The sequence below is a fragment of the Neobacillus rhizophilus genome (assembly GCF_018343535.1).
Classification (GTDB): domain Bacteria; phylum Bacillota; class Bacilli; order Bacillales; family Cytobacillaceae; genus Neobacillus; species Neobacillus rhizophilus.
Map to the genome: position 1 here is coordinate 1,610,728 of NZ_JAGYPF010000001.1, position 26,245 is coordinate 1,636,972.

General features: G+C 40.8%; 21 protein-coding genes. 2 read left to right on the plus strand and 19 right to left on the minus strand.

Annotation, left to right across the window (positions count from 1 at the left end; all coding sequences use genetic code 11):
* Positions 1 to 53: 53 nt before the first annotated feature.
* The 8 genes from KHA99_RS07605 to KHA99_RS07640 form a co-directional block, all read right to left on the minus strand.
* The gene (locus tag KHA99_RS07605) at positions 54 to 1,052 is read right to left on the minus strand and encodes a LacI family DNA-binding transcriptional regulator (protein WP_213116781.1); all 999 of its coding nucleotides are present in this window, start codon (positions 1,050 to 1,052) and stop codon (positions 54 to 56) included.
* Positions 1,053 to 1,155: 103 nt separating this feature from the next.
* Positions 1,156 to 2,562, minus strand: a complete 1,407-nt coding sequence (uxaC, locus tag KHA99_RS07610; protein ID WP_213116782.1) for a glucuronate isomerase — start codon at positions 2,560 to 2,562, stop codon at positions 1,156 to 1,158.
* A 228-nt stretch (positions 2,563 to 2,790) separates the two neighbouring features.
* The gene (locus tag KHA99_RS07615) at positions 2,791 to 3,537 is read right to left on the minus strand and encodes a response regulator transcription factor (protein WP_213116783.1); all 747 of its coding nucleotides are present in this window, start codon (positions 3,535 to 3,537) and stop codon (positions 2,791 to 2,793) included.
* 60 nt (positions 3,538 to 3,597) lie between these two features.
* Positions 3,598 to 5,433 carry a sensor histidine kinase gene (locus tag KHA99_RS07620; RefSeq protein WP_213116784.1) on the minus strand — a complete coding sequence of 612 codons (1,836 nt, stop codon included), beginning with the start codon at positions 5,431 to 5,433 and terminating at the stop codon, positions 3,598 to 3,600.
* Between the two features lie 89 nt (positions 5,434 to 5,522).
* Positions 5,523 to 6,560 (minus strand): TRAP transporter substrate-binding protein, encoded by a 1,038-nt coding sequence (locus KHA99_RS07625; protein WP_213116785.1) that lies wholly within the window; start codon positions 6,558 to 6,560, stop codon positions 5,523 to 5,525.
* A gap of 62 nt (positions 6,561 to 6,622) precedes the next feature.
* On the minus strand, positions 6,623 to 7,918 hold the full coding sequence (locus KHA99_RS07630) for a TRAP transporter large permease (protein ID WP_213116786.1): 1,296 nt from the start codon (positions 7,916 to 7,918) through the stop codon (positions 6,623 to 6,625).
* Positions 7,919 to 7,920: 2 nt separating this feature from the next.
* The gene (locus KHA99_RS07635) at positions 7,921 to 8,418 is read right to left on the minus strand and encodes a TRAP transporter small permease (RefSeq protein ID WP_213116787.1); all 498 of its coding nucleotides are present in this window, start codon (positions 8,416 to 8,418) and stop codon (positions 7,921 to 7,923) included.
* Positions 8,419 to 8,655: 237 nt separating this feature from the next.
* Entirely contained in the window at positions 8,656 to 8,943 is a 288-nt protein-coding gene (locus tag KHA99_RS07640; RefSeq protein ID WP_213116788.1) for a hypothetical protein, read from the minus strand.
* A gap of 127 nt (positions 8,944 to 9,070) precedes the next feature.
* Here KHA99_RS07640 and KHA99_RS07645 point away from each other — a divergent pair, with 127 nt between their 5' ends.
* A complete protein-coding gene (locus tag KHA99_RS07645) occupies positions 9,071 to 10,333 on the plus strand; it encodes an ATP-binding protein (RefSeq protein ID WP_213116789.1) in 1,263 nt (420 codons plus the stop codon).
* Between the two features lie 118 nt (positions 10,334 to 10,451).
* On the opposite strand, the gene KHA99_RS07650 is transcribed toward KHA99_RS07645, so the two are convergent.
* The 5 genes from KHA99_RS07650 to nagA form a co-directional block, all read right to left on the minus strand.
* Positions 10,452 to 11,474 (minus strand): CAP domain-containing protein, encoded by a 1,023-nt coding sequence (locus KHA99_RS07650; protein WP_307852005.1) that lies wholly within the window; start codon positions 11,472 to 11,474, stop codon positions 10,452 to 10,454.
* Positions 11,475 to 11,613: 139 nt separating this feature from the next.
* Entirely contained in the window at positions 11,614 to 12,351 is a 738-nt protein-coding gene (locus KHA99_RS07655; protein WP_213116790.1) for an SIS domain-containing protein, read from the minus strand.
* A 19-nt stretch (positions 12,352 to 12,370) separates the two neighbouring features.
* Positions 12,371 to 13,093, minus strand: a complete 723-nt coding sequence (locus KHA99_RS07660) for a GntR family transcriptional regulator (protein ID WP_213116791.1) — start codon at positions 13,091 to 13,093, stop codon at positions 12,371 to 12,373.
* Positions 13,094 to 13,152: 59 nt separating this feature from the next.
* Complete coding sequence (nagB, locus tag KHA99_RS07665) at positions 13,153 to 13,890, minus strand: glucosamine-6-phosphate deaminase (RefSeq protein WP_213116792.1); 738 nt, start codon at positions 13,888 to 13,890, stop codon at positions 13,153 to 13,155.
* A complete protein-coding gene (nagA, locus tag KHA99_RS07670; protein ID WP_213116793.1) occupies positions 13,887 to 15,086 on the minus strand; it encodes an N-acetylglucosamine-6-phosphate deacetylase in 1,200 nt (399 codons plus the stop codon). Before nagA ends, nagB begins: the two co-directional genes overlap by 4 nt.
* Positions 15,087 to 15,339: 253 nt before the next feature.
* Between nagA and nagE the strand changes: the two genes are divergently transcribed.
* A complete protein-coding gene (gene nagE, locus KHA99_RS07675) occupies positions 15,340 to 17,232 on the plus strand; it encodes an N-acetylglucosamine-specific PTS transporter subunit IIBC (protein ID WP_213116794.1) in 1,893 nt (630 codons plus the stop codon).
* Between the two features lie 600 nt (positions 17,233 to 17,832).
* Here nagE and menC read toward each other — a convergent pair.
* From menC to KHA99_RS07705, 6 genes are all read right to left on the minus strand, one after another.
* Positions 17,833 to 18,939: an o-succinylbenzoate synthase gene (gene menC, locus KHA99_RS07680; protein ID WP_213116795.1), complete on the minus strand. Its 1,107-nt coding sequence runs from the start codon at positions 18,937 to 18,939 to the stop codon at positions 17,833 to 17,835.
* A gap of 95 nt (positions 18,940 to 19,034) precedes the next feature.
* On the minus strand, positions 19,035 to 20,519 hold the full coding sequence (locus KHA99_RS07685) for an amino acid permease (protein WP_213116796.1): 1,485 nt from the start codon (positions 20,517 to 20,519) through the stop codon (positions 19,035 to 19,037).
* 17 nt (positions 20,520 to 20,536) lie between these two features.
* Positions 20,537 to 21,670 carry an amidohydrolase gene (locus KHA99_RS07690; protein WP_213116797.1) on the minus strand — a complete coding sequence of 378 codons (1,134 nt, stop codon included), beginning with the start codon at positions 21,668 to 21,670 and terminating at the stop codon, positions 20,537 to 20,539.
* Between the two features lie 33 nt (positions 21,671 to 21,703).
* On the minus strand, positions 21,704 to 22,552 hold the full coding sequence (locus KHA99_RS07695; protein ID WP_213116798.1) for a MurR/RpiR family transcriptional regulator: 849 nt from the start codon (positions 22,550 to 22,552) through the stop codon (positions 21,704 to 21,706).
* 189 nt (positions 22,553 to 22,741) lie between these two features.
* Positions 22,742 to 23,911, minus strand: coding sequence for a sporulation protein YhbH (yhbH, locus tag KHA99_RS07700; RefSeq protein ID WP_213116799.1), 1,170 nt, complete (start codon positions 23,909 to 23,911; stop codon positions 22,742 to 22,744).
* A 367-nt stretch (positions 23,912 to 24,278) separates the two neighbouring features.
* Positions 24,279 to 26,174: a PrkA family serine protein kinase gene (locus KHA99_RS07705; RefSeq protein ID WP_213116800.1), complete on the minus strand. Its 1,896-nt coding sequence runs from the start codon at positions 26,172 to 26,174 to the stop codon at positions 24,279 to 24,281.
* Positions 26,175 to 26,245 lie beyond the last annotated feature (71 nt).

A 26,245-nucleotide genomic window follows, 5' to 3' on the forward strand; every position in this document is an offset into this window, starting at 1 on the left:
TTTGCAATTTATATAACCGTTTAAAAGCTTCCCGCCCTTTAAACGGTATAAGTTTACTTCACTAAGGATACAGACTTTCTAATCACTAATTCCGTTTCAACAAAAATCTTATCACCTTTGTGTTCATTATTTTCAATCACTTCAAACAGTTTTTCAGTGCCAAGTTTACAGATTTTTTCAACTGGTTTCTTGACAGTTGTCAAAGGCGGGTTGGTATACTGTGCCGAGGCTATATCATCAAAGCCTGTGATCGAAATATCCTTCGGAACATTTAACCCTTTAGCAAATGCCGCATGGAGAGCACCGACTGCCATATCATCATTTGAGCAAAAGACGGCAGTAGGCGGATTTTCTAAGGCGAGCAGGTTTTCCATTGCTTCATATCCGCTTTGCAAGTCATAATTTCCTTTTACCATATACTCCTTACGGATTGGGATATCATTTTCCATCAATGCCTGCAGGTAGCCTTCCCTGCGTTCCAGTGATGATTGGAAGCCTGTAATCCCTTCGATAATCGCAATATTCGAATGTCCATTTTCAATCAAATAGTTTACAGCATTGCAGGAACCTTCATGTTCATTCGATAGAATGTTAATGATAGACTGATCGTTGATTTCCCGATTCATCACCACAAGCGGAATTTTTTGATTTAACACATGATAAATAAAGGAATTATCAGCGTCACTTTGGCTCATTAAAATAATGCCGTCGAACCTTTTGCTATGAATCGTGGAAAAGTCTTCATAATCGTCAATCCCTCTCACAAACAAGTTGTAATCCTCATTGATGACGGCATTTACGCCTGTTACCGCATCAGCAAAGAAACTGGAAGATGTTCCATTGGATATGCTCGTAAAGAAAAGGCCGATGGTATATGACTTTTGCGTGACAAGGCTTTTGGCATTAAAGTTTGGTGTATAGTTAAGCTGAGCGGCTATTTCAAGGATCTTTTTTTTCGTATTTGGCTTGATTAGCGGACTGTCATTCAAGGCTCTGGATACAGTCGTATGGGATACATTTGCTAATTTCGCGATATCTTTTATTGTAACCATTTTGTTTCACCCTTTATTTACCTTCCGCTTTTCATTTTACTTGGAATAACGCTTTTTGAAAAGACGAGAGACTATATTTGCGCTCTCGTCTTTTACATGAAAATTATAGTTCAAAGCCAAAGTATTCGTTTGCGTTTTGATAGCTGATGCCTTGAACAATTTTACCTAAAAATTCGATGTTATTTGGTACTTCACCATTTTCAACCCATTCAGCAATTAGGGCGCACACAATTCTTCTGAAATATTCATGTCTTGTATACGATAAGAAGCTTCTTGAGTCAGTCAGCATGCCAATGAAGCGGCTGAATAGACCCATATTAGATAGTGATTTCATTTGCTCAATCATGCCATCTTTATTGTCATTAAACCACCAGGCTGTTCCGAATTGGATTTTCCCTGGGACACCTCCGCCTTGGAAATTGCCAATCATCGGAGCAATGATATTATTATCGTTTGGATTTAATGAATATATAATTGTCTTCGGAAGTCCGCTTTCCTGTTCGATCAAATCCAGAAGTTTAGCTAATGGCTTGGCGATGTTCTCATCATTAATCGAATCCCAGCCCGTATCCGGCCCCAATACCTTAAACATTTTTGAATTCGTATTACGTAATGCATTAATGTGAAGCTGCATTGCCCAGCCTAATTCCGTATAATGTTTACCTAAAAACTTGAAGGTATAGGTTTTGAATTTCTTTTCATCCTCTAAGGAGATTTTTTTCCCCTTCAAGGCTTCGCTGAAAATGACTGCTGCTTCTTCTTTAGTAGTGTCAGCATACAACATTTGATCAATGGCATGGTCAGAAACCAGACAGCCAACAGAATGGAAGAACATGATTCTTGACTCAAGTGCTGTTAAATAGTCGTCATAAGAGTTAATAGACACCCCTGAAACCTCTTGCAGCTTTTTAACCCACGGCAGGAATGTATCACGGTTAATTTCTAATCCTTTGTCAGGTCTGAAGCTTGGTAAAACCTTGACAGCAAAACTTGAATCTTCTTTAAGCTTGAGGTGGTATTCCAGGCTGTCCACAGGATCATCGGTTGTGCAAACTACTTTTACATTTGATTTTGTAATGAAATCCCGAGCGCCAAAACCCTCGCTATTCAATTGTGCATTGACCTTCTCCCAAATTTCTGGTGCACTTTCCTCATCAAGTAAATCATAAATCCCGAAAAATCTTTGTAATTCTAAATGAGTCCAATTATAAAGCGGGTTTCCAATCGTCATTGGAACGGTTTTCGCCCACGCCATGAATTTGTCATAGTCATTTGCGCTGCCGGTAATGAATTCCTCTTGAATCCCATTTGCCCGCATTAAACGCCATTTATAATGGTCACCATATAACCAAGCTTCGGTAATATTTTTAAATGTTTTATTTTCATAAATTTCCTTTGGACTTAAATGGCAATGATAATCGATTATTGGCATTTGCTTTGCATAATCATGATATAAACGGACAGCAGTTTCATTTTTCAAAAGAAAATTCTCATCCATAAAGTTTTGCATATGTCCACCATCTTCCTAGTAAGTAAAGTATTGTTAACGTTAACAAATTGATTGAAAAAAATTTGTAGTTAATAGCAACCTTTTCCGTTAGTTCAACTAAATGTTAACGTTAACATTTATAGTTTTATTTTACCTTAGAACCGAATAGATTGCAATCGGTTTCAAAGAAATGCCAAGTAAAACCTGGATAGAAAAAAATCTACACAGGTTTTACGATGGAGGAAATTGTTAGCTTGTCTGGACACGCTTCCGATATTCAGATGGAGTCACTCCTGTTTTTCGCTTAAATAAGTTACTAAAATACGTAATATCTGAATAACCCAGCCGATCAGCTATTTCTGAAATCCTTAAGGAGGTCCTCTCAAGTAGTTTTTTTGCTTCATTCATTCGGATTTCAAGCACAAAATCAACAAAGTTCTGTTCTGTTTTATCTTTAAAAAGCTTACTTAAATAACTTGGATTTAAATGCACGTAGTTGGCCGCTTCGGATAATGTTACCTCTCCTGGAACTTTGCTTTTGACGTATTGAATGACCTTCTCAACAGTGGATAACTCTGATGGATCGGCTTCTTTTTGGGGGGCAGCTGCCGCTTCTTCACTTTCCTGGCGATGCTTTACCCATTTGTCCAGACATTCTTTTAATTCTTCAAGCTCTACCGGCTTAAGCAGGTAGTCAAATACCCCTGACCTTAGAGCATGCTGTACATACTTAAAATCATCGTAACCGCTGATCATAATACAGTCAGTACGAGACTCGCCATTTGCCAATGCCGTTACGAAGGCTAACCCGTCCATCACGGCCATCCTTACGTCTGTCATAACCAAATCAGCAGGCTTTTCCTTTAAAAAATCCAACGCCTCCAGACCATTGGTGCATTCCCCAATGACCTCAAAAGGCAGTTCCGCCTTGGCGATTGTATGCCTCAGTGCAGTACGAACCCATTTCTCATCATCAACCAAGAGTATTGTGTACATGCCATCACTTCCCAATAAAGCAAAAAAATTTATGTTTTTGACTTCAGATCCTTCATTCAGCTAACCCCTAGGCCTGTTCATCGGCAAGCGAATGCTTATGACTGCACCATTGCCTTCGCTGCTTTCAACGCTGATACCATACTCGTCGCCAAAAAGGTGAACGATTCTTCGATGCACATTCACCATACCTATTCCGGGCCCGCCTTCTGTGACATCTTTTTGTCTTAGATTTTGACGGATTTCTTCCAACCTTGGCAGAGCAATCCCTATTCCATTGTCCTGAATTCTAATGACATAGGCATCTTCCGATTCTTGTAACGCCGTGATGGTGATTTTTGAGATGCCACCGGACGGTTCAAGCCCATGCTTAAAGGAATTTTCAACGATCGGCTGAATTGAAAATTTAGCAATCGTTTGTTTTTTCGCCCAGTCAGGAATCGCAAATTCATACTCGAATTTATCAGCAAAACGATGCTTCTGAATGCGCAGGTATACCTTTGTATGGAGAATTTCTTCGTCCAACAATACGGTTTGCGATTTATTATTTATATTATAACGCAATAATTTGGCCAATGCTGCGGAAATATCCGATATTTCCTCCATCCCATGTTCCAAGGCCATTCCGCGAATGGTTTCTAGAGAGTTAAACAAAAAATGCGGATTAATTTGGGCCTGAAGTGCTTTTAGTTCAATTTCTTTTTGACGCAGCAGCATTTCCGTTTCCCTGATTTTAGAAAGATATACTTCATCTACAAGCTCATTTAATCGGATTAGCATTTTATTGAACCCGTGCGTCAAATCACCAATTTCATCTTTTGACAAGACTTGGACCTGTCCGCTGAAATCACCTTCTTCCACTTTCTTCATGGTCTTTTGCAGACCTCTTATCGGCTTAATGATACTAATGGCTAAACCAATTCCAAGGACGGCGGCAACAAGCACGGTGAAAAGAGCATACATAAAAATCGTATTCCTGATATATACAGAACTTTTAATTAGTTCCTTATAGGGAATAGCGGTAATGACTGTCCAGCCAAGAAACCCAGAATGGCTGTATGTGAGTAATTTTTTCTCCTTTCCGCTTGTGACAAACGCCCCTGTTCCTCCAAGTAGAATTTCTTTCATATGCGGAAAAGAAGCTTTTTTCCCTAGCTCGGAGAAGTTTGGATTATACACATAATTCCCTTGCGAATCAACGATATACATAAACCCCGAATTTCCTATGTTAACCTGACTAGCAATTTCTTTAAAGCGCTTAAAATTTACATCCATCACAATAAATCCGATTGGTTTCAAGGTCTTCGAGCTAAACAGCCTTCTCGCGATGGATATGACATACTCCTGGTTCTCGTCATCCTCCAGTGTCCGTGTGAAAATGACAGGTTCACCTGTGTTCGGAAGTATTTTTTGAAAGAACTCTGACTGAAAAGACTCGATTGGATGGAAACGATTATAGCGGATATTCAGTGCATCTACCGCTGCCACATTGTTCACGTATATCGTAATATTCGAAATGTCCGACCTAGAGTAGGCAGCATTTTCTAACACGTGCTTTAGTTCATTTTCCATCCCGCTTGAGTTAAATTCCTCATTGGTATCCATTTGCATAAAACGTTTAACCGTCTGGTTGTTCAAAATTTTTAAAACCTCAATTTCAAAATCGCCCACATAATACTCAATATGTGTATTTACCTGTCTAATGATTTGCCAGCTGTATGAAGTTGCTTCATTCTCAAGCACTTCCACTGATTTCTCGTATGTAAAAAAACCAATAAAACCAATTGGGACCACAACAAGCAGCGCAGAAAATACAAACAACTTACGTACAAGGGACTGATCCTTCAAAAGCAGTGCATTTCTTAGCCGCCGGAATGCGTATCTTTCATAACGTTGCATATCACACCTTGTTTCTCTATAAAATGAAAAAAGAAAGACTATGCATAAATAGTAGCATAGTCTTTCCCAGTATCTTAAGAAAATATAGATTATTTTCTTGCCTTATCGATTGCATCTAGGACGTCGCTATATTCAGCACGATACTTATCGATTACAGGTTTAACCTTTTGCTGCCAAGGCTTAACATCTTCAACCTTAACAATGTTTACGCCAGATTCTTTCATTTTTGCTTCTGACTCTTTCTCCATCTTAGCCCATTCTTCTCTTTCTGTTTTAACAGATTCTTGGGCAGCTTCCTGGATAATCTTTTTATCTTTGTCGCTTAATTTATCCCAAACAGATTTGCTCATGATCACAACTTCAGGTACCCGCTGGTGGCCGTCAAGAATGATATTCTTCGCAACTTGATAGTGGTTAGCTGAAACATAGCTTGGCAGGTTATTTTCTGCTCCATCGATAACGCCAGTCTGCAGTGAGCTGAACACTTCTCCATAAGGCATTGGAGTCGCGCTGCCGCCTAGGGCTGAAATCATATCAATATTAATCTGACTCTGTTGGACACGGATTTTGTGGCCCTTCAGATCGTCAACACTCTTGACAGGTTTATTGGTGTAGAAGTTACGAGAACCGGAATCATAATAAGCAAGGCCCAACATTTTGGCTCCTTCTAGGCTCTTTAATAATTCCTGCCCTTTTTCACCGTTTAAGAAATTCCATTGGTGTTCGGAATTGTCAAAGATGTAAGGAAGACTGAAAACACCCAGCTGTTTACTGAACTCAGCAAGCGGCCCAGTACTTACACGAGCAAATTCAACCGCTCCCAGCTGTACCTGTTCAATGACAGATTTCTCATCCCCAAGCTGTCCATTCGGGAAAACACTAATTTTAATGCGGCCATCTGATTTTTGATTAACAAGCTCGGCAAATTTCTTATCGCCCAATACAGTTGGGTAATTATCCGGCTGGTTATCAGCAATACGGAAAGAATACGTTTTTTCATCAGAGGCAGATTTTGACCCATCGGAAGAGTTTGACTTTTCTGCGGCTCCTCCACATGCGGATAGAATCAAACTTGCCCCAAGAATTGCACTAAGCGTTACAGATACACGTTTCGTTGACTTCTTCATTTTAAATCCCCTTTCCCAATTTTACATTTGATTTTTATATAGTTAAATCTTTGAAACCATTATTAATGCCCTAACAATTTAGGCAGCCATAATGAAATACTTGGTACGTAGGTTAAAAGCATCAATGCTGCCACGAGTACCAATCCAAACGGCGCCATTGCCTTGGCCGCTTTCATGATAGGGATTTCGCCAATTGCGGAGCCAATGAAAAGAACCGTACCAACCGGAGGTGTTAAAAGTCCAATTCCTAAGTTCAACATTAGAATGATACCGAAATGAACCGGATCCATGCCCATTGCAGTAACAACAGGAAGCAAGATTGGTGTCATAATCAAGATAAGTGGTGCCATATCCATGCCACATCCGAGGATGAGCAGCAACACGTTGATAATCAATAGGATAATAATCGGATTATCAGAGATACTTAATAGTCCATTTGTCACCATGTTAGGTATTTGCAGGAACGAAAGTACATAACCTAAAGCATTAGATGCTGCAATCAGAAACAATACCATTGAAACTGTCCTGAAGGTACGAATCAGGATGGTCCCCATCCGGCTGAACGGAATTTCCTTGAAGACAAAGAAAGTAACAATGACTGCATACAGAACAGCGATAGCGCCTGATTCCGATGCGGTAAACCAACCCGAGAATATTCCGCCCAGGATGATCACAATTGGCATAACCGAAATGATTCCATCTTTAATGACCTTAGGTCTATCTTTTTTCTCAATGATAGTAGTTTGAGTGAAGCCTTGGCGGATAGCCAAAATGCGGGCTACAACCATAAGCGTTACACAAAGCAGGATTCCTGGCACTACACCAGCCATAAATAAGGTTGCAATGGATACACCGCCGGAAGCAAGAGAGTACAAAATTAAGTTATGGCTTGGCGGAACAACTACACCCTGAATCGCAGCAGCGGAAGTTAAACCAGTTGCAAATTCCTTACTGTACCCTTTTTTCTTCATCATCGGGATCATAACTGAACCGATAGATGATACGTCCGCAGCAGCAGAACCCGAAATATTACCGAACAATAGACAGGCAAGGACGTTTACCATTGCCAAGCCACCGCGTACACGGCCGACTATTAGCATGGCAAAATTAATTAAGCGAGCGGCCAAACCACCCTCATTCATTAATTGTCCAGCCAGGATAAAGAACGGGATTGTTAATAATGCAAATGAATTTACACCTTGAATCATCCGTTGTCCAACAACCTCAAGCGGAATGTTCAAATATATCATTGTAAGAACAGTTGAACCTGCCAATGTAAGTGCCACAGGAAAACGCAGCACCAGCATGATAACAAAGCTAGAAAGCAGAATGATTATGGCAATTGTTGTTTGATCCATCGTTAGTGGCCACCACCTTCAACATTGTGTCTTCTAGTGTCAATACCAATTAATTGTAAAAAGGCGTAAATGATCATCATAAAACCTGTAATTGGCATGACACCATATTCCCAAGCATTGGATAGTTTTGTTGCTGGCAGAGTCGATTCACTCATTAGAACGGTAAAATCCCAGCCATATTTCAACAAATAATAACCGAATGCCATTGTAGCAAGTGATACTACTTTGTCGATGACGTTAATCGCTGCCGGGGGCAGTTTTGCGGTAAAGGATTCAATGGCTAAATGCAGTTTCTCACGAACGCCAATGGCAATTCCCATAAACGAAAACCAGCATAACATCAGAAGAGTAACCTCCTCTGACCAAAACAATACGAAATTAAACAATTTTCGAGTAAAAACCTGCAGCGTTACGATGATAATCATGGCAACCAGTGAGCCTAACGCCACTTTTTCAAAAAGACTATCTATGAGCAGACAAAATCGTTTCAGCGCTTTCACTAGCAAATCCTCCTCCTTTTTTTGATTTTTTTAATTCTTCATGATTTTGTAAGTGCTTTCTAAAATTATTGTAAATGTTTTCATTCCTATCGTTAACCCTGCTGATTTTAGATTTTTTTATACTTTTTTTAGGTCAGCGCAAAAATTCGACAAAAAATGGACTAAATTCTAAAAAAAGAAGAACGGGGCATCGCAGACTTTAGCCCCGTTCTCGATTATTTTTATTTTTCTTTAGCACTACGCTTCCGTTTCATTCATTTCGCATGCGTAAATTTCACAATTTATGATGGCTTCATCAAAGGTCGTTGCGGTACCAGTGATTCTTGCAGAACCATAAAATTTGCGTCCCAATTCGATGGCACTTAATTTTAATTTCTCATTTTTAGGGTCCTTTTCCAATTCTGTCAATGCTTCATAATACTTGGATTTATTCTCCGAAATGGTTGATGATTTAAATAAAAAGACGGGTCCGAAAACGATAAAAGCGGCTAAGATGGGTGTAGCATAATAGAGTAAATGAACCATTTGAATCCCTCCGATATACTTTTTCCACATATTTGTCGTAATTTTGAGAAAAAAAGGTAAAATTTGTTGAAACCTGCGGAATTTACCTGTAAAATTTTCCTAACAGGTCTTTTGGATGGTGAAGTTAATGGAAGTAACAAAACATCTTTTCTTAAATCTATCCATTTTAATCATCTTTCTCTTTTTCAGTTTTATTTTAGTCGACAAAAGTAAAAAGATTACCCTTTCTAAGTCCTCTTATATCGTATTTTTTATTGTGATGCTTTGGATTTGCATCCAATTTTCCTATAATCCTATTTCTTCCGCTAGGTTCGATTTAAGAATCATTCCACTCGTCATCGGCGGATTATATATTGGTATTGGTCCGATTCTAGTAGCGGCCGCCATTATTATGAGAAGCTTTTTTGGAATTAATTCTGGCTTGTTTTTAACGACCCTGCTATTTATTCCCTATGCCATTGTTGTTTGGCGGATTTTCCCCTGGTTTTGGAAGCAAGGTCCTGAAAGACGCATTTTCATATCTATTTGCTTCGGAATGACTCTGAGTGCTTTGACAGTAGTGGGCATGGTCTTAACGGATACCCATGCATATTGGCTCGATGTTTGGGTCGCTTATTTAATAATCCCCGCACTTGGAATTGGAATTATCGCCTATGCTATTGAATTCATTCAAAAAAATATTGAAATGAGACAGCAATTAGTGAAGGCGGAAAAGTTAAAAGCAGTGGAACAAATGGGCGCGGCCATTTCACATGAAATCAGAAATCCCTTGACGGCGGCAAGCGGATTTGTACAGCTTTTGGAGGATGACCATCTCCCGCGGCAAAAAAGAAAAGAATACTTATCTATCGTCAAGGAAGAGCTAAATTCTGCAGAAAGAGTCATCCAAGATTATTTGACTTTTGCCAAGCCTTCCATCGAAACGTACGAGGAGCTTAATCTTAAAAGTGAACTCAAGCAAATCATAAATATTGTCCAGCCTTTAGCCAAACAGAATTCTGTTGAGATTATTACCGACTTTTCAGTTATTGGGATGATTAAAGGAGATCGGCAGAAATTTCGCCAATGCTTTGTGAATGTTTTAAAAAATGCCATTGAAGCAATGCCAAATGGCGGGTATTTGAGCGTATCTACAAAATTTAATCAATCCTATGTAACGATTTGTGTCAATGATACTGGCATGGGCATGACAGGCAAACAAATCGAACGGCTTGGAGAGCCGTTTTACTCGACAAAAGGGAAAAATGGCACAGGCCTTGGTATGATGGTTGTCTACAGTATTGTCCGGGCCATGGGAGGAACTATTTCGGTAGAAAGCAAAGAAGGCGTAGGGACAACATTTTCATTCAAATTCCCCACTCTTACATCCATTTTGAAAAAACAAATATGATGAAAACCGACGGTACATTCGTGCCGTCGGTTTTTTGCTGTGTTTTTTGCTAATAAGTATAAACTCAACTACGCCTCATGAACCGTCCTGACGGACTTGCCAATCGGCGAGTTTTCATTTATTTCCCGATAAACATCTGCGACCAATGCTTGCCTGTTTCTTCAAACCCTACACCAATATGGGTAAAGTTAGGGCTGAGAATGTTTTTGCGGTGGCCTTCACTGTTCATCCAGGCATTCACTACCTCTTGTGGGGTCCGCTGTCCTTGCGCAATATTTTCTCCTGCTGATTTATAAGTGACACCAAAGTCCCTCATCATGTCAAATGGCGAGCCATACGTTGGGCTTGTATGAGAGAAATAGTGGTTTTGCTGCATGTCTAGGGCCTTCTTTTGAGCAACACTACTTAACTGTGCATCGGCCTTTAAGGCTGGAAGACCATTTTTGCTCCGCTGGGCATTCGTTAAATCAATCACCTGCTGCGCATATTGACCGACTGTGCCAGTCGTCGGTGCAGTACTTTTAGCTGGTGCCTTAGGCTGCGGCGCCGGTGTCGTCTGCTTCGGTGCAGGAGCAGGTGCTGGTGCTGGTGCCGGCTGAGTCTGCTTTGGTGCTGGTGTTGGTGCTGGCGCAGGAGCCGGGACAGGCTGGGTCTGCTTCGGTGCAGGTGCTGGTGCTGGCGTCGGCACGTTTACGTTTGGTCCCTGTAGGAACGGCTGTGCCTGCTCGATTACTCCAGTTTGGAACCAATTGCCTTGACTAGGGTCGAGACGGGCAAATTGATATTTAGCATCCCTGATTAAGACAGCTCTCGTATGAGGATATTGATCGCTGTCTAAATTTGTGAAATAAGCTGAAACCGTATCATCATTGGTTCGTCTTATTTTTCGATTATCATTAAACAGATTTGCATCAAAGTCCGGGTCGTTGTTGTCATTATTTGTATAATCTTCCGTCAGTGGACCATTATGGTCAATCCCATCATCTCTGCCATTACGAACATTGAAGATGCCATTATTTCGGTTGTTCGTATCCAGACTCACCCTGTTACGATCGTTAATGTCATTTCTGTCATTGTTACACGCAGCCAAACCCATTGTAAGGATAGCAGTTAAAGTTAAGCTAACCGATTTTTTTATCAATTGTAATACCCCCTTTTGAAAAAATTTTCGCTTGCTTACTTATTTTCTAAATTTCTTAAGGAAAGTATTAATGGAAATTAACGTCTTAAAACACAAAAAAAGCCCGCGATTTCACAAGCTTTTTGAGTAATTAAATGCTTTATTTATCCAGCATAGGAATTCTGTTTTTATATCTATTGATTAACTCACGATTATGTTTAGCCGAACCATCAGCATTGCCGCTTTTAAAGATAGGCGGAGTAAACTGATGTTCCACCATCATATTCACCGCCTCGGCCATGATTCCATTGGCAATTGCTGTGCCCACAACAGTGGAACCCGATCCAAACGATACTTCCAGATCTGGCAGCTCCATCATGGCATCCCCTATAGGAATGTGGTTATCGATGACAAGGTCCGCCGCTTGAAACAGATAATGTCCGTCTTTATGTCGGGACGAAACATTTTTTGGATAAGCAAGTGAAGTAATGGCAATGACAAAGGCCTTCTGTTTCTTAGCCCATTTTGCCACATCAATGGGGACCGGATTTCTTCCTGATGTAGAAACAATCATGACGACATCATTTGGCGCTATACTGATGTTCCCCATAAATGAATCGGCAAAATCATTTTGCTGTTCCAGTTGAGACGAACGTACTGCTCCTTTATGAAGCATAAGGTCTTCGATCAAGATGGGGTTTATTGGAACCAATCCGCCAGCACGGTAAAAAAGCTCCTCCCCAATCATGTGCGAGTGGCCGCAGCCAAATACATGAACAATTCCATCATTTTCAATACACTTGGCAATCTCGTGTGCTGCCGCTTTTATGCTTTTTCCTTCCACCTCTTCAACGGTGGTCAATAGCTCTTTTAGTTTTTTAAAGTATTGATTGAACATAGCAAAATCTCCATCATTTTTATCTCTTCATCTGAATCATGAATTTGTAACGGTCTGCCCGATAAACTGACTTTACTAACTCAACAGGGGTCCCGTCCTTTAAGTAAGTGTTTCGCTGGATGAGCATGACGGGCGCTCCCTTGTTGATTTTAAGCAATTTTGCTTCATTTTGATTCGCAATTGAAGACTCAATCATCTGAGAGGCGCTGTCGATTTTTAAATGTAACTGCCCTTCAATATAGGCATATAATGATTGATTGACAATTTGTTCTGTAAGTCCTTTAATAAGATTGGCGGATATGTAGTTCGTTTCATACGCCATGGGAACACCATCTGCCAAACGAATCCTTTTGATTTCATATACTGGAGCAAACTCCGAAATGGAAAGCTGACTGGCAACTTGTATCGATGCCGGAATCATTTCAAAATGAATTAACTGACTCCCCGGAATCATTCCTCGTGTCTTCATATCCTCGGTAAAACTGGTTAATCCTTGCAGGGGCTGCTCGATTTTCCGCTCTGCAACAAAGGTTCCCTTTCCTTGCAAGCGATATAAATAGCCATCATTAACGAGCTGGGTAAAGGCCTGCCTCACCGTCATTCGGCTGATTTTATACTTTTCAGCGTATTCCCGTTCTGGAGGAAGGGCATCTCCCGGCAGTAGTTCCCCTTTTTCAATTAACTCTTTAATATGCTCTTCCAATTGATAATAAATAGGAATGGGGGAGTTCTTATTAATCATTTTGCCATTAACACCTTTCTCTCTTTACTCAGGACGTTTTGATGTCCTAATGCCTGCCTTTAACAAGGCAGCTTTAAATCTGCAACAGCCGCTTTATCTGCAATTATTGTAACATAAGGATGTTTTTTCAGAGCAGAGGCCGGGAAATTTTCTGTTAATTCCCCATTCAACAGCTTAAACATGGCGTCATTCTTGGATTCTCCAGAAACTAAAAGTAAAATTTCCTTGCTTCTTAGTATGGAAGCAATCCCCATGGTAATGGCTTTGGTTGGTACTTCCTCTATATTGTTAAAAAATCTGGCGTTAGCTTGAATGGTTGACGGCGCCAACTGAACGACATGCGTGTTAGAACGAAATGAGGTTCCCGGTTCATTAAAGCCGATATGACCGTTTTGGCCAATTCCCAGTAGTTGCAAATCAATCCCGCCATGTTTTTCGATTAAATCGTCATAATAAAGGCATTCAGCCTGCATATCTTTAACAATCCCGCTCGGAATAAAGGTTTTACTTTCATGGACATCGATATGGTTGAACAATTGCTCATTCATGAAATAACGATAGCTGTTTTGATTATCGCCGGAAAGCCCTATATATTCATCCAAATTAAATGTTGTAACATGTTGATAGGAAGTTCCGTTCTTCCGATGATCGGCAATTAAATTTTTGTAAGTTCCAACAGGAGTGCCGCCTGTTGCTAAACCAAGTTTTATTCTAGGATTGTTTATAACTTTTTCAATGATATATTCCGCCGCTTTCAGACTCATTTCGTTATAATCTTTAACTTCAATAATTTTCATTCTTTTTCTGCCTCCTTTTTAAAAGCAACTGCTCCCCGGCAAAGAGTCATGAAGATTTCCATATTGTGATCAAGAATGACGATGTCCGCATCTTTTCCAGCCGCAATGCTGCCTTTCTTGTCATATATATTTAGCTGTTTTGCCGGATTCACGGAAACCATTTGAACAGCCTCTTCAAGGGTACAGCCTGTAAATGATAGGACATTTTTTACTGCATGTCCCAATTTCAAAATACTGCCGGCCAAAGTCCCATCCGCAAGTGTAGCTTTGCCATCTTTCACGGTTACCTCTTGTCCGCCAAGGTCATAATGGCCGTTTTTCAAGCATTTAGCCCGCATCGAGTCAGTAATTAAGATAATTCCTTCACTCTGTTTTTGTTTAAAGGCAAGTTTGACCATTTCCGGGTGAACATGCACGCCATCAACAATCATCTCTGCCTTTAACTCATCATGCAAAAAGGCTGCACCCACTATGCCGGGTTCACGATGATGAAGGCCTCTCATTTGATTGAATAAATGTGTAACATGATTGGCACCGGCTTTTACTGCTTCCCCTACCTCTTCAAAGGTGGCATCGGAATGTCCGATGGAAGCAATAATACCGTTTTCCCTTAAATAACGGACCATCTCTAAACCGCCTGGCCGCTCGGGAGCTAAGGTGACAAGTTTTATCATTCCATTGGATCGTTCTTGCCACTCTTTTAATAATGAGAGATTTGGATCTATGATGTATTGTGCGGGCTGTGCTCCTGCGCGGCTGGCATTGACAAACGGCCCTTCCAAATGGATCCCAAGAATTTCTGCCTGGCCTTTATCCGGTTGATTAGATATATAATCACCAGCATTGATAACGGCTTTTTCAATTTGTTCTGGTTCATGGGTCATGGTGGTGGCTAAAAAGCTTGTTGTTCCTTCACCAGGCAAGGACGACGCCATGTTGTCCAAGGCTTCTTTTGTTGCATCCATCGTATCGGCACCGTTCACTCCATGGATATGGACATCAATGAATCCCGGTACCGCAATATAATTGGAAGGAACCTCAATTATTTCAAAGTTTCCTTCATTAGAAAGATCCTCTAATCTCCCAACTTCAATGATGTGGTTATTTTCAATTTTTATATATCCTTTTTCAATAATGCGATCTTCTGTATAGATTTTTATATCTTTAATTAAGATAAGATTATCTATTGGGTTCATTTTCATTACTTCCTTTCAGATTCTCACTTAATAGTAGCATTACTTTTTTCTAGTTGTCTATACCAATTTTTATTAAGGAAATAAATTAGAGCGTTTTCAACCTTTATAAACATTGATTTATCAAGTATTTGAATAATTTTAAAAAATAACACTTTTAAATTGGTATAGACATCTATAATCGGTTGGTGGTATATTTGTACACGAAAAGCGCTTTCAACTAGGATAATCTTTTAATAAAAGGAGAGAAAACATCATGTTAGGCTTTTTACAACGAATCGGTAAAGCTCTCATGCTTCCTATCGCAGTATTGCCAGCAGCAGGATTGCTGCTTCGTTTTGGGCAGCCGGATTTATTGGATATTCCGTTTATTGCCAATGCGGGGAATGCCATATTTGCTAACCTCGCTTTGATTTTCGCTATTGGGGTAGCAATGGGATTTGCTAAAGATAATAATGGTGCGGCAGCATTGGCTGGTGCAATTGGTTATTTAGTTTTAACAGAAGGAACAAAAGCAATCGATAAAAACATCAACATGGGTGTTCTCGGAGGGATTCTCACAGGGATCATCGCGGGACTTCTTTACAATCGCTACCGTGATGTGAAGCTTCCTGAGTGGTTAGGATTCTTTAGCGGCAGACGTTTTGTTCCGATTATTACCTCCTTAGCGATGGTCGTTTTAGCGGGAATTGCCGGCTTTGTTTGGCCGCCAATCCAGGATGCGATTAATGGAGTTGGCAACTGGATTATTGGATTAGGCGCAGTTGGCTCCGGTATTTTCGGATTCTTAAACCGCCTGCTTATTCCTTTAGGTTTGCACCATGTATTAAATAGCTTATTCTGGTTCCAGTTTGGCGAATTTGAAGGCAAAGCTGGAGACATTGCCCGCTTCTTCGCAGGCGATCCAACAGCCGGGGGATACATGACCGGATTCTTCCCGATTATGATGTTTGGACTTCCTGCAGCAGCATTTGCCATTATCGCTGCCGCTAAGCCGGAAAAGCGAAAAGCAACTTCCGGGATGTTTATCGGTCTGGCGTTAACGTCATTCTTAACAGGTATTACTGAACCAATTGAATTTTCATTCATGTTTATCGCGCCAATTCTTTACGGAATTCACGCTGTCTTAACAGGATTGTCCATGTGGATTACCTCCCTTTTGGGAATTAGGGATGGATTTACTTTTTCAGCGGGTGCAATCGACTATTTGTTAAATTTCAATATCGCTGAAAAACCGATCTTGTTATTAGTTGTAGGCCTTGTTTATGCTGTTGTTTATTTCGCTATTTTCTATTTCTTAATAAAGGCACTTGATATTAAAACTCCTGGACGTGAGGACGAATCTGCTGAGGAAATTTCTGAATCCCCAGCTGCTGCAACTGCTGGAGGCAACAAATATGAAATGATGGCTTATCATTTTATCAATGATATCGGCGGTCGGGATAACATTACAACGATTGATAACTGTACAACCCGCCTCCGTTTAAATGTGGTGGATATGGATAAAGTTAACGATTCTGCCTTGAAAACGCATGGTGCTAAAGGGATCATGAAATTGAATAAAAAGAACCTGCAGGTTGTTGTCGGTACTGAGGTTGAATTTGTCGCCGATGCCATGAAGAACATGGATACGAAGGCGGTAAATTTCGATAAAAGTGTTGAAGAAAATAAACCAGTAGTTTCAAACGGTCTCCAGCCGTTGACTGATAAAGACTTTGTGATGCCAATTGAAGGGGAAATCATCCCGCTTTCAGAGGTTCCTGATCAGGTATTCTCACAAAAAATGATGGGTGACGGCTTTGGAATTATCCCTGCCAACGGGGTTGTTGTATCACCAGTAGACGGGGAAATAATGAATGTTTTTCCAACCAAACATGCGATTGGCATCAAATCGAAGCAAGGTTATGAAATTTTAATCCATATCGGTTTGGATACCGTTAATTTAAAAGGTGAAGGATTTAACGTACTTGTTCACGAGGGCCAGCAAGTAGTAAATGGTCAAGAAATTCTGAAGTTTGATTTGAATTTTGTTAAGAAATCCGTACCATCTGTTGTAACACCAGTTATCTTCACAAATTTAACAAAATTAAATGTGAAGAAGCTTGGAAAAGCGGAACAAGGTAAGAGCGGAATTTTATCAATTGAATAGAAATAAAAGGCTGTCGAAAAACTTTCGATGGCCTTTTATTTTTGGCCTTTCAATATATTGATTTCTCGATTCTTTTTAAAAAGTTCGGATGATGGAGGCCCATCTTATCCCCTCATTCTTTTAAGCCCCAGCCCTTCATGAGGACATGAAGGACATAATCGAAGCAATCTTAGAGGAAAATGTCCTCACATTACCATTTATTTGGATATACTTTCCGATTTGGTGTGGTTACTTTCCAGATGGGGAGAAATACTTGCCATATTCATGATTTTATTTACACTTTTTTGCCATATACTTACCGGAATACCTGATTTACTTTCCAAACTTATTTTTCAGGGGGAATTCACCCCAAAAAGCCAGGCGGCGAGCCTGGCTCAGGTAACATATGAGATCTAAAAAATACCTTTTTAAAATTTACTCGCTTGATTTGAGGATTTACTCGCCAAAAACTAGGATTTACTCGCCAACTTTTGACTTTTACTCGCCTAATTTCAAAATTTACTCGCCAAACCCTAACTCCTTTAGGTTTAGACAAAATATAAAATTGCCGAGAAAAATCTCGACAATCTGAATCGCCAGGCCCAAACCTGTCGATTTCTATCAGCGATATGTCTTGCTATATAAAGTATATTTTTTAACTTTATCCATGCTAACTTCATATCCCATTCCAGGTGTAGTAGGAACGGTGATCGTTCCATTTTCAGCAATGACCTCCGGCTCAATGATATCTTCTGCCCAGTAAAGTGATGAACCGGCTGTATCACCAGGAAGAGTAAATCCAGGCATGGCGGTCATGGCGATATTGTGGGCCCTGCCGACACCTGCTTCTAGCATGCCGCCGCACCAAAGCGGGACATTCCGCTCTAGGCAGTAATCATGGATTTTCTTAGCCTCCGTTAAACCGCCAACACGGCCGACCTTTACGTTAATAATTTTACAGCTTCCCAATTTCAAAGCCTTCTTTGTATCCTCAAGTGAATGGATACTTTCATCAAGGCAAATTGACGTTTTTAAATTAGCCTGCAATTCTGCATGGTCAATAATATCATTGTACGCCAAGGGCTGTTCAATCATCATTAGATTATAGTCATCCAGCGCTTTTAATAAATTCATATCCGCTAAGGTGTAAGCGGAATTAGCGTCCGCCATGAGCGGAATATCTGGGAAAACTTTACGAACCTTATCAATTAATTCAACATCCCAGCCCGGCTTAATTTTTAACTTAAAGCGTTTGTAGCCTTCCGCACGGCGCTGTTCAATTACATCCAATGTTGCCTCAATGGAATCCTTGATGCCGATACTCACGCCTACATCGATTATTTTTTTCGTTCCTCCCAGCACACTTGCTAGAGATGCATTTTGCTCTCTGGCATATAAATCCCAAACAGCCATATTCAAGCATGCCTTTGCCATATAGTTGCCGCGAATATGAGCAAATTTCTCAGCAAGTTCATCCGGATGGTGAATTTCACTATTTAATAAAATCGGAATCAGAAAATCCTCCAGCATGTGCCAATTGGTTTTGACCGTTTCTTCATTATAATAAGGAGTCGGCATAGCCACATTCTCAGCCCAGCCAACAAGCCCGTCCTCATTCATGATTTCAACAAGGATAAAATCCTTATCATACTCTGCACCGAAACTAGTTACAAATGGATAAAGCAAATCCATCTTTAAATGACGCAGGTTAACTTGTTTTATTTTCACCTTGTGTCCCCTCCTCAATTGATATGTATATCATTCATTATTTCATAATTTTTCAAAAAGCCAAACCGCCGTATTTGGCGGTTTGGGGAGCAAATTTATTCGCGGCTGAAATCACACTCTTGAAGTGGAACCATTTTGGATTTCTTCGTGATTTTATAACTTAAATAACCCAAAATAAATAATGGCAGTCCAATGTAGGAAACAGCAATTCCATACCAGTCTATCTTGTCGCCGATAAAGGCTCCATAGTTGGTGCCGAGCATCGCGACTAAACATAATGCTGTAGCCAAAATAGGGCCTAATGGGAACCATTTGGCGACATAAGGCAGGTCTTTCATATCTCTGCCTTGGGCTTTATAAGCTTTTCTAAACCGGTAGTGGGTGACGGAAATACTCAACCAAGAAAGATATCCTGCCAACCCGGCAGCGTTTAATAACCAATTATAAACCGTTCCGTCGCCAAACAGGGACGTAAGAAAGCATAACATTCCGACTAACGTAGTCAAATAAATGGCGTTAACCGGTACGCCGCCTTTACTCACTTTTTTCAAAAATCTAGGTGCTTTACCTTCCTCAGCAAGCGTCCAAAGGACACGAGAGCCTACATATAAAGAGGAATTTCCTGCCGATAAAACCGAAGTTAGAATAACAGCATTCATGGCCGCAGCAGCAAACGCAAATCCTGCGTGTTTAAACACAAGTGTAAACGGACTGACAGCAATATTTTCCAAATCGCCGCCTAATAAATTTGGATCTTTGTAACTGATTAAAGCACCAATAACAAAAATCGCAAGAACATAGAACAAAAGAATCCGCCAAAAGATTTGTTTGATGGAACGCGGCATATCCCTTTCTGGATTTTCACTTTCACCCGCTGCAACACCGACCATTTCCGTTCCTTGGAAGGCAAATCCGACTACCATGAAAACACTGAAGATGGCAAACAGGCCGCCTTTAAATGGTGCTTCCCCCTTTGTGAAGTTTTCAAATCCGCCAGTATGACCGCTCATGATTCCAAAAATCATTAATAAACCAATGGCGATGAAAACAATAATCGTGACAACCTTGATCAGTGAAAACCAGAATTCTGCTTCTCCATATCCTTTAACAGATAAAATATTTAATGCAAAAATAATAGCTAGAAAACTTGCACTCCATACGATTCCCGGTGTATTGGGAAACCAGTATTTCATGATTAATGAAGACGCAGATAACTCCAAGGCCAGAATGATTGCGTTATTGTACCAATAGTTCCAGCCCACTGCAAAGCCAAGAGCGGGGTCCACAAACCTTGCCGAATAGGTCGAAAACGACCCTGAAATCGGAATAAGGGCTGCCATTTCAGCCAAGCTGGTCATTAGGAAATAAACCATAATTCCAGCAATCATATAGGCTGCAAGCGCACCGCCAGGACCAGCATCATGTATGGTAGCACCACTTGCAAGGAACAGACCGGTACCAATCGTCCCGCCGATGGCAATCATCGTTAAATGTCTAGTTTTGAGCTTACGTTCTAAATGTTCTTTTCCCTGGGGTGAAGTTTGAACGACAGCATCCGCTTTACGAGCAGTATTTTGCATAAAACACCTCTTTTTTTTTAGTATTCTTCTAAAGCTAGCATTATGGTTTTTGTTAAGATTTTAGCGCCATAATGCAGTGCTTCTAATTGAAATGTCATCTTTGGATGATGCAGGCCGGGAGCAAGGCCACAGCCCAATCCAATCATTGTGGCAGGAAGCCCTGGGTTTTTCACTGTGTAAAAATGGAAGTCCTCACCCCCTTGAGAAACACAGACTGGAACAACCTGATGTTCCCCGAGAATATCCTTGATAGCGTTTTCAGCAAACTTTATAGCTTTTTCATTCTTAATTGCTGCAGGAACGTACTCTTCCATCTTCCACTGAACAAAAGCACCCGATTCCTCCATTACTTGCTCCATGATTTCATGAGTCCGTTGTGTTAGTATATCCATTACTTCATTGGATTGGGCTCTGGCATCGATGGTAAAGCCCGCCGTTTCCGGAATCACATTAGATGATTCGTTCTCAGTGTGCAGCTGGGTCATTTTGATGGAATAAGGCAGCTTTGTTTCAAGCTTAATCCCTTTAAGTTTCTGGACAATCAGCGCCGCAGCTTCTATCGCATTGATCCCGTCTTGAGGACGTGCCGCATGGGCTTGTCTACCTTTAATCGTCCCTTTCACTGTCCCTGCAGAACCGTGGATAATCACAGGTGAGGCATGCGAATAAGGAACCTCAAATTGCGGGCGCATATGAACGCCAAACAACAGTTTAACCTGTTCTAGTGCACCGTCCTCCATCATCTGTAGGGCACCTTCGCCTTTTTCTTCTGCAGGCTGAAAAATAAATCTTAGGGTATGCTTCGGGTTCATGCCACTCGCAGCTAAAGCCAAGGCAGAATAAAGAACCATAGTACTGTGGGCATCATGTCCGCATGAATGATTGACCTTTACCACACCATCCACTTCCTGAACAAGAGCGTCCAGATCTGCTCTTAAAGCGATAACCTGGTCGGATTGTCCGGGAATCTCGGCGACAATTCCGTAATGGGTGGGAAACGTCTTGACGAGAATACCTGCATTTTTCAAGCGGTTCACTAAATATTGTGATGTTTTTTGCTCTTCCCAGCTGGGCTCCGCCACTCTATGCAAATCGTGATAGGTTTGAAATAGTAATTCTTTGTTTTGCTCAATATAATCAATTGGATTCATGATCGACATCTCATTTCTAATTTCTGCTCGCAATCATTCACTAAAAACATTAAAGCTTGAATACATTTCTTCTAATTTTTGCTGATGGGCCCGAATCCGCTCCGTGTCTTTTTCGTGAATACCTTCAATAATTAAATCAACCAAACTAATGACCGACGCAATAGAATTGCTGCCGGTTTGGACATTTTCTTCTGTTGTCAGGACAATATCGGAAATTCTCCCAACTGGGGAAAGCATCCGGTCTGTCACCGTAATTAAACAAATTCCATTTTCCGAAACATACTCAGCCATCTTCATAGTTTGAGTGGAATACCTTGAAAAGGAAAATACTACAGCAACAGAATCTTTAGTCAGATTAGATAATTTCTCTATAAAGTCCCCTGTTGGAGAGCATAAGTCTACATGGTCTCTGATCGATCCAAGCATATAGGAAAACCAATAGGCAGCAGCGTGGGATAGCATATGCCCGGCGATTAACACTTGATCTGCCTTTATAAGTGCATCAACCGCTTTCCAAATCTCCTGTACATTTCTTCTATTAATCAATTGTTTTAAAATTTGAATCTCGTTTAAGATGACTCTTTTAAAAGGATCGCTAGAACCAATTTGCATAATGGTATGTTCGCTAATGGCAGCTTGATTTTCGCGGAGCAGCTCTTCTTGAATGACAGCCTGCATCTCACTAAAGCTTTCAAAGCCCAATGCATACGAAAGGCGGATCACTGTGGTTTCACTCACTGCTGCTTGACGGCCAATTTGAAAAGCCGTTTTAAAGGCAGCTTGGTTAAGATGTTCAATCAGGTAATTAGCCACTTTTTTTTGACCTGTTGATAAATCAGGGAATTTTTCTTTAATCCTTTGTTTAAATGATTGTGAGTCCATTCCATCACCTCACTAGAAAAACGAAGGTAATCCTTCATTTATATTATTTGTTGCAGGAAATCCTTTATTTAAGATTACACTATCACAAATTCGTCAAAATTTAAAGGAAAATTTTAATTGTTTGGATAATTCAAAAACCCACTACATCTCGTTGCACGAAAAAAGGCAGGTGTCGGCACCTGCCTTTTTTTATGCAAATACTTCGTTCTCCTCTTTTTGGAAGAAGCTTTTCATAGCGTGGAATACGTCTGCTTTCTGCTTGAGGATATAGTGGCGGAAATGCTCATCTTTGATGTTTTTGTAGGCGGACATTAGAGTAGAGTGACGGTTGTATTGATTAACTTCTCCATAGCCAAACATATTGGATACTTTCATTAATTCCTCCACCAGCTTTACGCAGCGCGCATTATCTGATGTGAGATTATCTCCGTCTGAAAAGTGGAATGGATAAATATTATACTTGCGTGGATTGTATTTCGTTTCGATAATCTCAAGAGCTTTTCTATAAGCAGAGGAGCAGATCGTTCCGCCGCTTTCCCCTTTCGAGAAAAAGTCCTCCTCAGATACGACCTTCGCCTCGGTATGGTGGGCAATAAATTCAATTTCGACCGTTTCATATTTTGTCCGTAAGAAACGGGTCATCCAGAAGAAGAAACTGCGTGCCATATACTTTTCCCATATTCCCATCGAACCGCTTGTATCCATCATCGCTAGCACCACAGCCTTAGAATCCGGCTTCACCACTTCATTCCAGGTTTTAAATTTCAAATCTTCCTTGTAAATAGGATGGAAAGCCGGTTTCCCGCTCATCGCATTCCGCTTAAAAGCAGTCATCATCGTCCGCTTTTTATCGATATTTCCCATCAGCCCTGTTTTTCGGATATCGTTGAATTCAATGTTTTCAACGAGATGTTCCTGGTCTTCTTTTTTCTTTAAATTTGGCAGCTCCAATTGCTTGAAAAGGGCTTCTTCAAGCTCCATTAGAGAAACCTCCGCCTCAAAATAGTCCTCTCCCGCCTGGTCGCCGGCACCCTGCCCTTTGCCTGGACCTTTTTGGCCGCTGTTTGATCCATCACGCGCCACAACGTCCCCTACTTGACTCTCACCGTCACCTTGGCCCACGTGTTTGTTTTTATCATAATTATATCGAATTTTATATTCGTCCAAAGAACGTATCGGAATTTTTACCACATCTCGACCGTTAGACATGATAATACTCTCTTCTGTAATTAGATCTGGTAAATTATTGCGAATAGCCTCTTGGACTTTTTCCTGATGGCGCTGCTGGTCATCGTGGCCTTTACGGTGGAGGGACCAATCTTCTTTCGAAATCACAAATTGATGGTTATTTACAGACATTGAAAACCCCTCCTTAAAATGAAATCTTTCAATTAATCACACATTTTTATCAAAAAACATACAATAACGAGAATGGAAAAATGAAGAGAAATATGGATTACTTTATCCTATGCAGAAAGGGAGAATAATTTACAAATTATTTTGACAATTGGTTCGTTCGCCTATGAAAATGGACGAGCCGAAAAGAAAAACGGATGCGCCTTGACCAGGGGCGCAAGGCTACAGACGAGCCGGCGAGAAGGCTGTTTTTTAGCCTTCTTGACGGATTGGCTGTAGACCTTCGAGCCCTAGGCGCTGTAGCTGGACAATTTTCAAAGTTAAGTGAAAAAAACAGACTGGCAGAATAACATCCACCAGTCTTTTAACCCTACCTATTTAATAAACTGCCGACATACCGTAATAGTTCATTTGCGGATGTTGAATTGTATCCATGCTCATCAATTAAGCGGGCGACAACCTCGTTAATTTTCTTCAGCTGCTGCTCATCCGGCGTTTTGGTTGAAGTGGTAATCTTCACTACATCTTTCAAGTCGGCAAACAGCTTCTTCTGGATCGCTTCACGAAGACGGTCATGGGAATTATAATCGAACCGTTTACCCTTCCTTGCAAAAGCAGAAATTCGAATTAAGATTTCCTCACGGAAGGCCTTCTTTGCATTCTCCGAAATGCCAATTTGTTCTTCAATCGAACGCATCAGCTTTTCATCCGGATTGATTTCTTCCCCGGTTAACGGATCGCGCAGCTTGGCTTTGTTGCAATAAGCCTCGACGTTATCGAGATAATTATCCATCAGCGTTTTCGCAGACTCTTCATAAGAATATACGAATGCTTTTTGAACTTCCTTCTTCGCAATATTATCATACTCTTTACGTGCTAAAGAGATATAATTCATATAGCGCTCGCGCAGTTCAGCGGTAATTGACGGATGCTGGTCAAGACCATCCTTCAATGACCTCAATACATCCAATGCATTAATAGACGGCACTTCTTTTCTTATAATGGTTGAGGAAATTCGGTTGATGACGTAACGAGGGTCAATTCCGCTCATTCCTTCATCCGGATATTCCTTCTTAAGTTCATCCACATCGGCGGAATTAAAGCCTTCGACACTTTGGCCATCGTAAAGGCGCATTTTCTTAATGAGATCGATATCGCCTTTTTTCGGTTCCTTTAATCGGGTAAGAATCGTAAACATGGATGCTACCTTTAACGTATGCGGTGCAATATGAACATCGGAAACATCACTTTCACGGATCATTTTTTCATAAATCCGCTCTTCTTGGGAAGCCTTTAAGTTATACGGAATTGGCATTACAATAATCCGTGAATGCAAGGCCTCGTTTTTCTTGTTGGAGATGAAGGAGCGGTATTCGGTTTCGTTGGTATGGGCGACAATAAGCTCATCGGCACTGATGAGCGCAAATCTTCCCGCTTTGAAATTCCCCTCTTGGGTTAACGATAATAAATGCCAGAGGAATTTCTCATCACATTTCAGCATTTCCTGGAATTCCATCATCCCGCGGTTAGCCTTATTTAATTCCCCGTCAAAACGGTAAGCACGCGGGTCAGACTCTGAACCAAATTCAGCGATTGTTGAAAAATCAATGCTTCCTGTTAAGTCGGCAATATCCTGAGACTTTGGATCAGATGGACTGAAGGTTCCAATCCCGGTTCGCTTATCTTCAGAGAAAAAGATTCTTTCTACCAGAACATCTTCAATTCTGCCGCCGTAATCCTGCTCTAAACGCATCATATTCAATGGGGAAAGATTGCCTTCAATCCTGATTCCGTATTCGTCAAAGAAATCCTGCCTTAGATGATGGGGAATCAAATGGAGCGGATCCTCATGCATTGGGCACCCTTTAATGGCAAATACAGAGCCGCGATCCGTATGTGAGTATTTTTCTAAACCTCTTTTCAGCATGGTTACAAGTGTGGATTTTCCTCCGCTGACCGGTCCCATTAACAGCAAGATCCGTTTTCTAACATCAAGACGTTTGGCTGCAGGGTGGAAATACTCCTCTACTAATCGTTCTAATGCTTCCTCTAGGCCGTATAACTGATTACTAAAGAAATTATATTTCTTCGTCCCGTTAACTTCTTCGATTCCGGCATCCTTTATCATATTATAAACTCGAGAATGTGCGGACTGTGCAACCCATGGCTTTTCCTTTAACAGCTCCAAATAATCGGCAAACGTTCCTTCCCAGCGAAGTTTCTCTTCTTCTTCACGAAATCTCTCGATTTTTTTTAAAATGTCCATAAGGCCCTCCCCCTGTAGTTTAATCAGAGACGATTAATATACTCTATGCACCTTAACAATCGAACATGCGT

What these genes read in the sequence shown, in the direction of transcription:
- nagB (WP_213116792.1), bottom strand. Translation starts at nt 13,890, where the DNA reads ATGAAAATTATTGAAGTTAAAGATTATAACGAAATGAGTCTGAAAGCG.
- KHA99_RS07625 (WP_213116785.1), bottom strand. Translation starts at nt 6,560, where the DNA reads ATGAAGAAGTCAACGAAACGTGTATCTGTAACGCTTAGTGCAATTCTT.
- nagA (WP_213116793.1), bottom strand. Translation starts at nt 15,086, where the DNA reads ATGAACCCAATAGATAATCTTATCTTAATTAAAGATATAAAAATCTAT.
- nagE (WP_213116794.1), top strand. Translation starts at nt 15,340, where the DNA reads ATGTTAGGCTTTTTACAACGAATCGGTAAAGCTCTCATGCTTCCTATC.
- KHA99_RS07615 (WP_213116783.1), bottom strand. Translation starts at nt 3,537, where the DNA reads ATGTACACAATACTCTTGGTTGATGATGAGAAATGGGTTCGTACTGCA.
- KHA99_RS07695 (WP_213116798.1), bottom strand. Translation starts at nt 22,552, where the DNA reads ATGGACTCACAATCATTTAAACAAAGGATTAAAGAAAAATTCCCTGAT.
- KHA99_RS07705 (WP_213116800.1), bottom strand. Translation starts at nt 26,174, where the DNA reads ATGGACATTTTAAAAAAAATCGAGAGATTTCGTGAAGAAGAAGAGAAA.
- KHA99_RS07605 (WP_213116781.1), bottom strand. Translation starts at nt 1,052, where the DNA reads ATGGTTACAATAAAAGATATCGCGAAATTAGCAAATGTATCCCATACG.
- KHA99_RS07685 (WP_213116796.1), bottom strand. Translation starts at nt 20,519, where the DNA reads ATGCAAAATACTGCTCGTAAAGCGGATGCTGTCGTTCAAACTTCACCC.
- KHA99_RS07655 (WP_213116790.1), bottom strand. Translation starts at nt 12,351, where the DNA reads ATGTTCAATCAATACTTTAAAAAACTAAAAGAGCTATTGACCACCGTT.
- uxaC (WP_213116782.1), bottom strand. Translation starts at nt 2,562, where the DNA reads ATGCAAAACTTTATGGATGAGAATTTTCTTTTGAAAAATGAAACTGCT.
- KHA99_RS07640 (WP_213116788.1), bottom strand. Translation starts at nt 8,943, where the DNA reads ATGGTTCATTTACTCTATTATGCTACACCCATCTTAGCCGCTTTTATC.
- yhbH (WP_213116799.1), bottom strand. Translation starts at nt 23,911, where the DNA reads ATGTCTGTAAATAACCATCAATTTGTGATTTCGAAAGAAGATTGGTCC.
- KHA99_RS07690 (WP_213116797.1), bottom strand. Translation starts at nt 21,670, where the DNA reads ATGAATCCAATTGATTATATTGAGCAAAACAAAGAATTACTATTTCAA.
- KHA99_RS07620 (WP_213116784.1), bottom strand. Translation starts at nt 5,433, where the DNA reads ATGCAACGTTATGAAAGATACGCATTCCGGCGGCTAAGAAATGCACTG.
- KHA99_RS07645 (WP_213116789.1), top strand. Translation starts at nt 9,071, where the DNA reads ATGGAAGTAACAAAACATCTTTTCTTAAATCTATCCATTTTAATCATC.
- KHA99_RS07660 (WP_213116791.1), bottom strand. Translation starts at nt 13,093, where the DNA reads ATGATTAATAAGAACTCCCCCATTCCTATTTATTATCAATTGGAAGAG.
- KHA99_RS07630 (WP_213116786.1), bottom strand. Translation starts at nt 7,918, where the DNA reads ATGGATCAAACAACAATTGCCATAATCATTCTGCTTTCTAGCTTTGTT.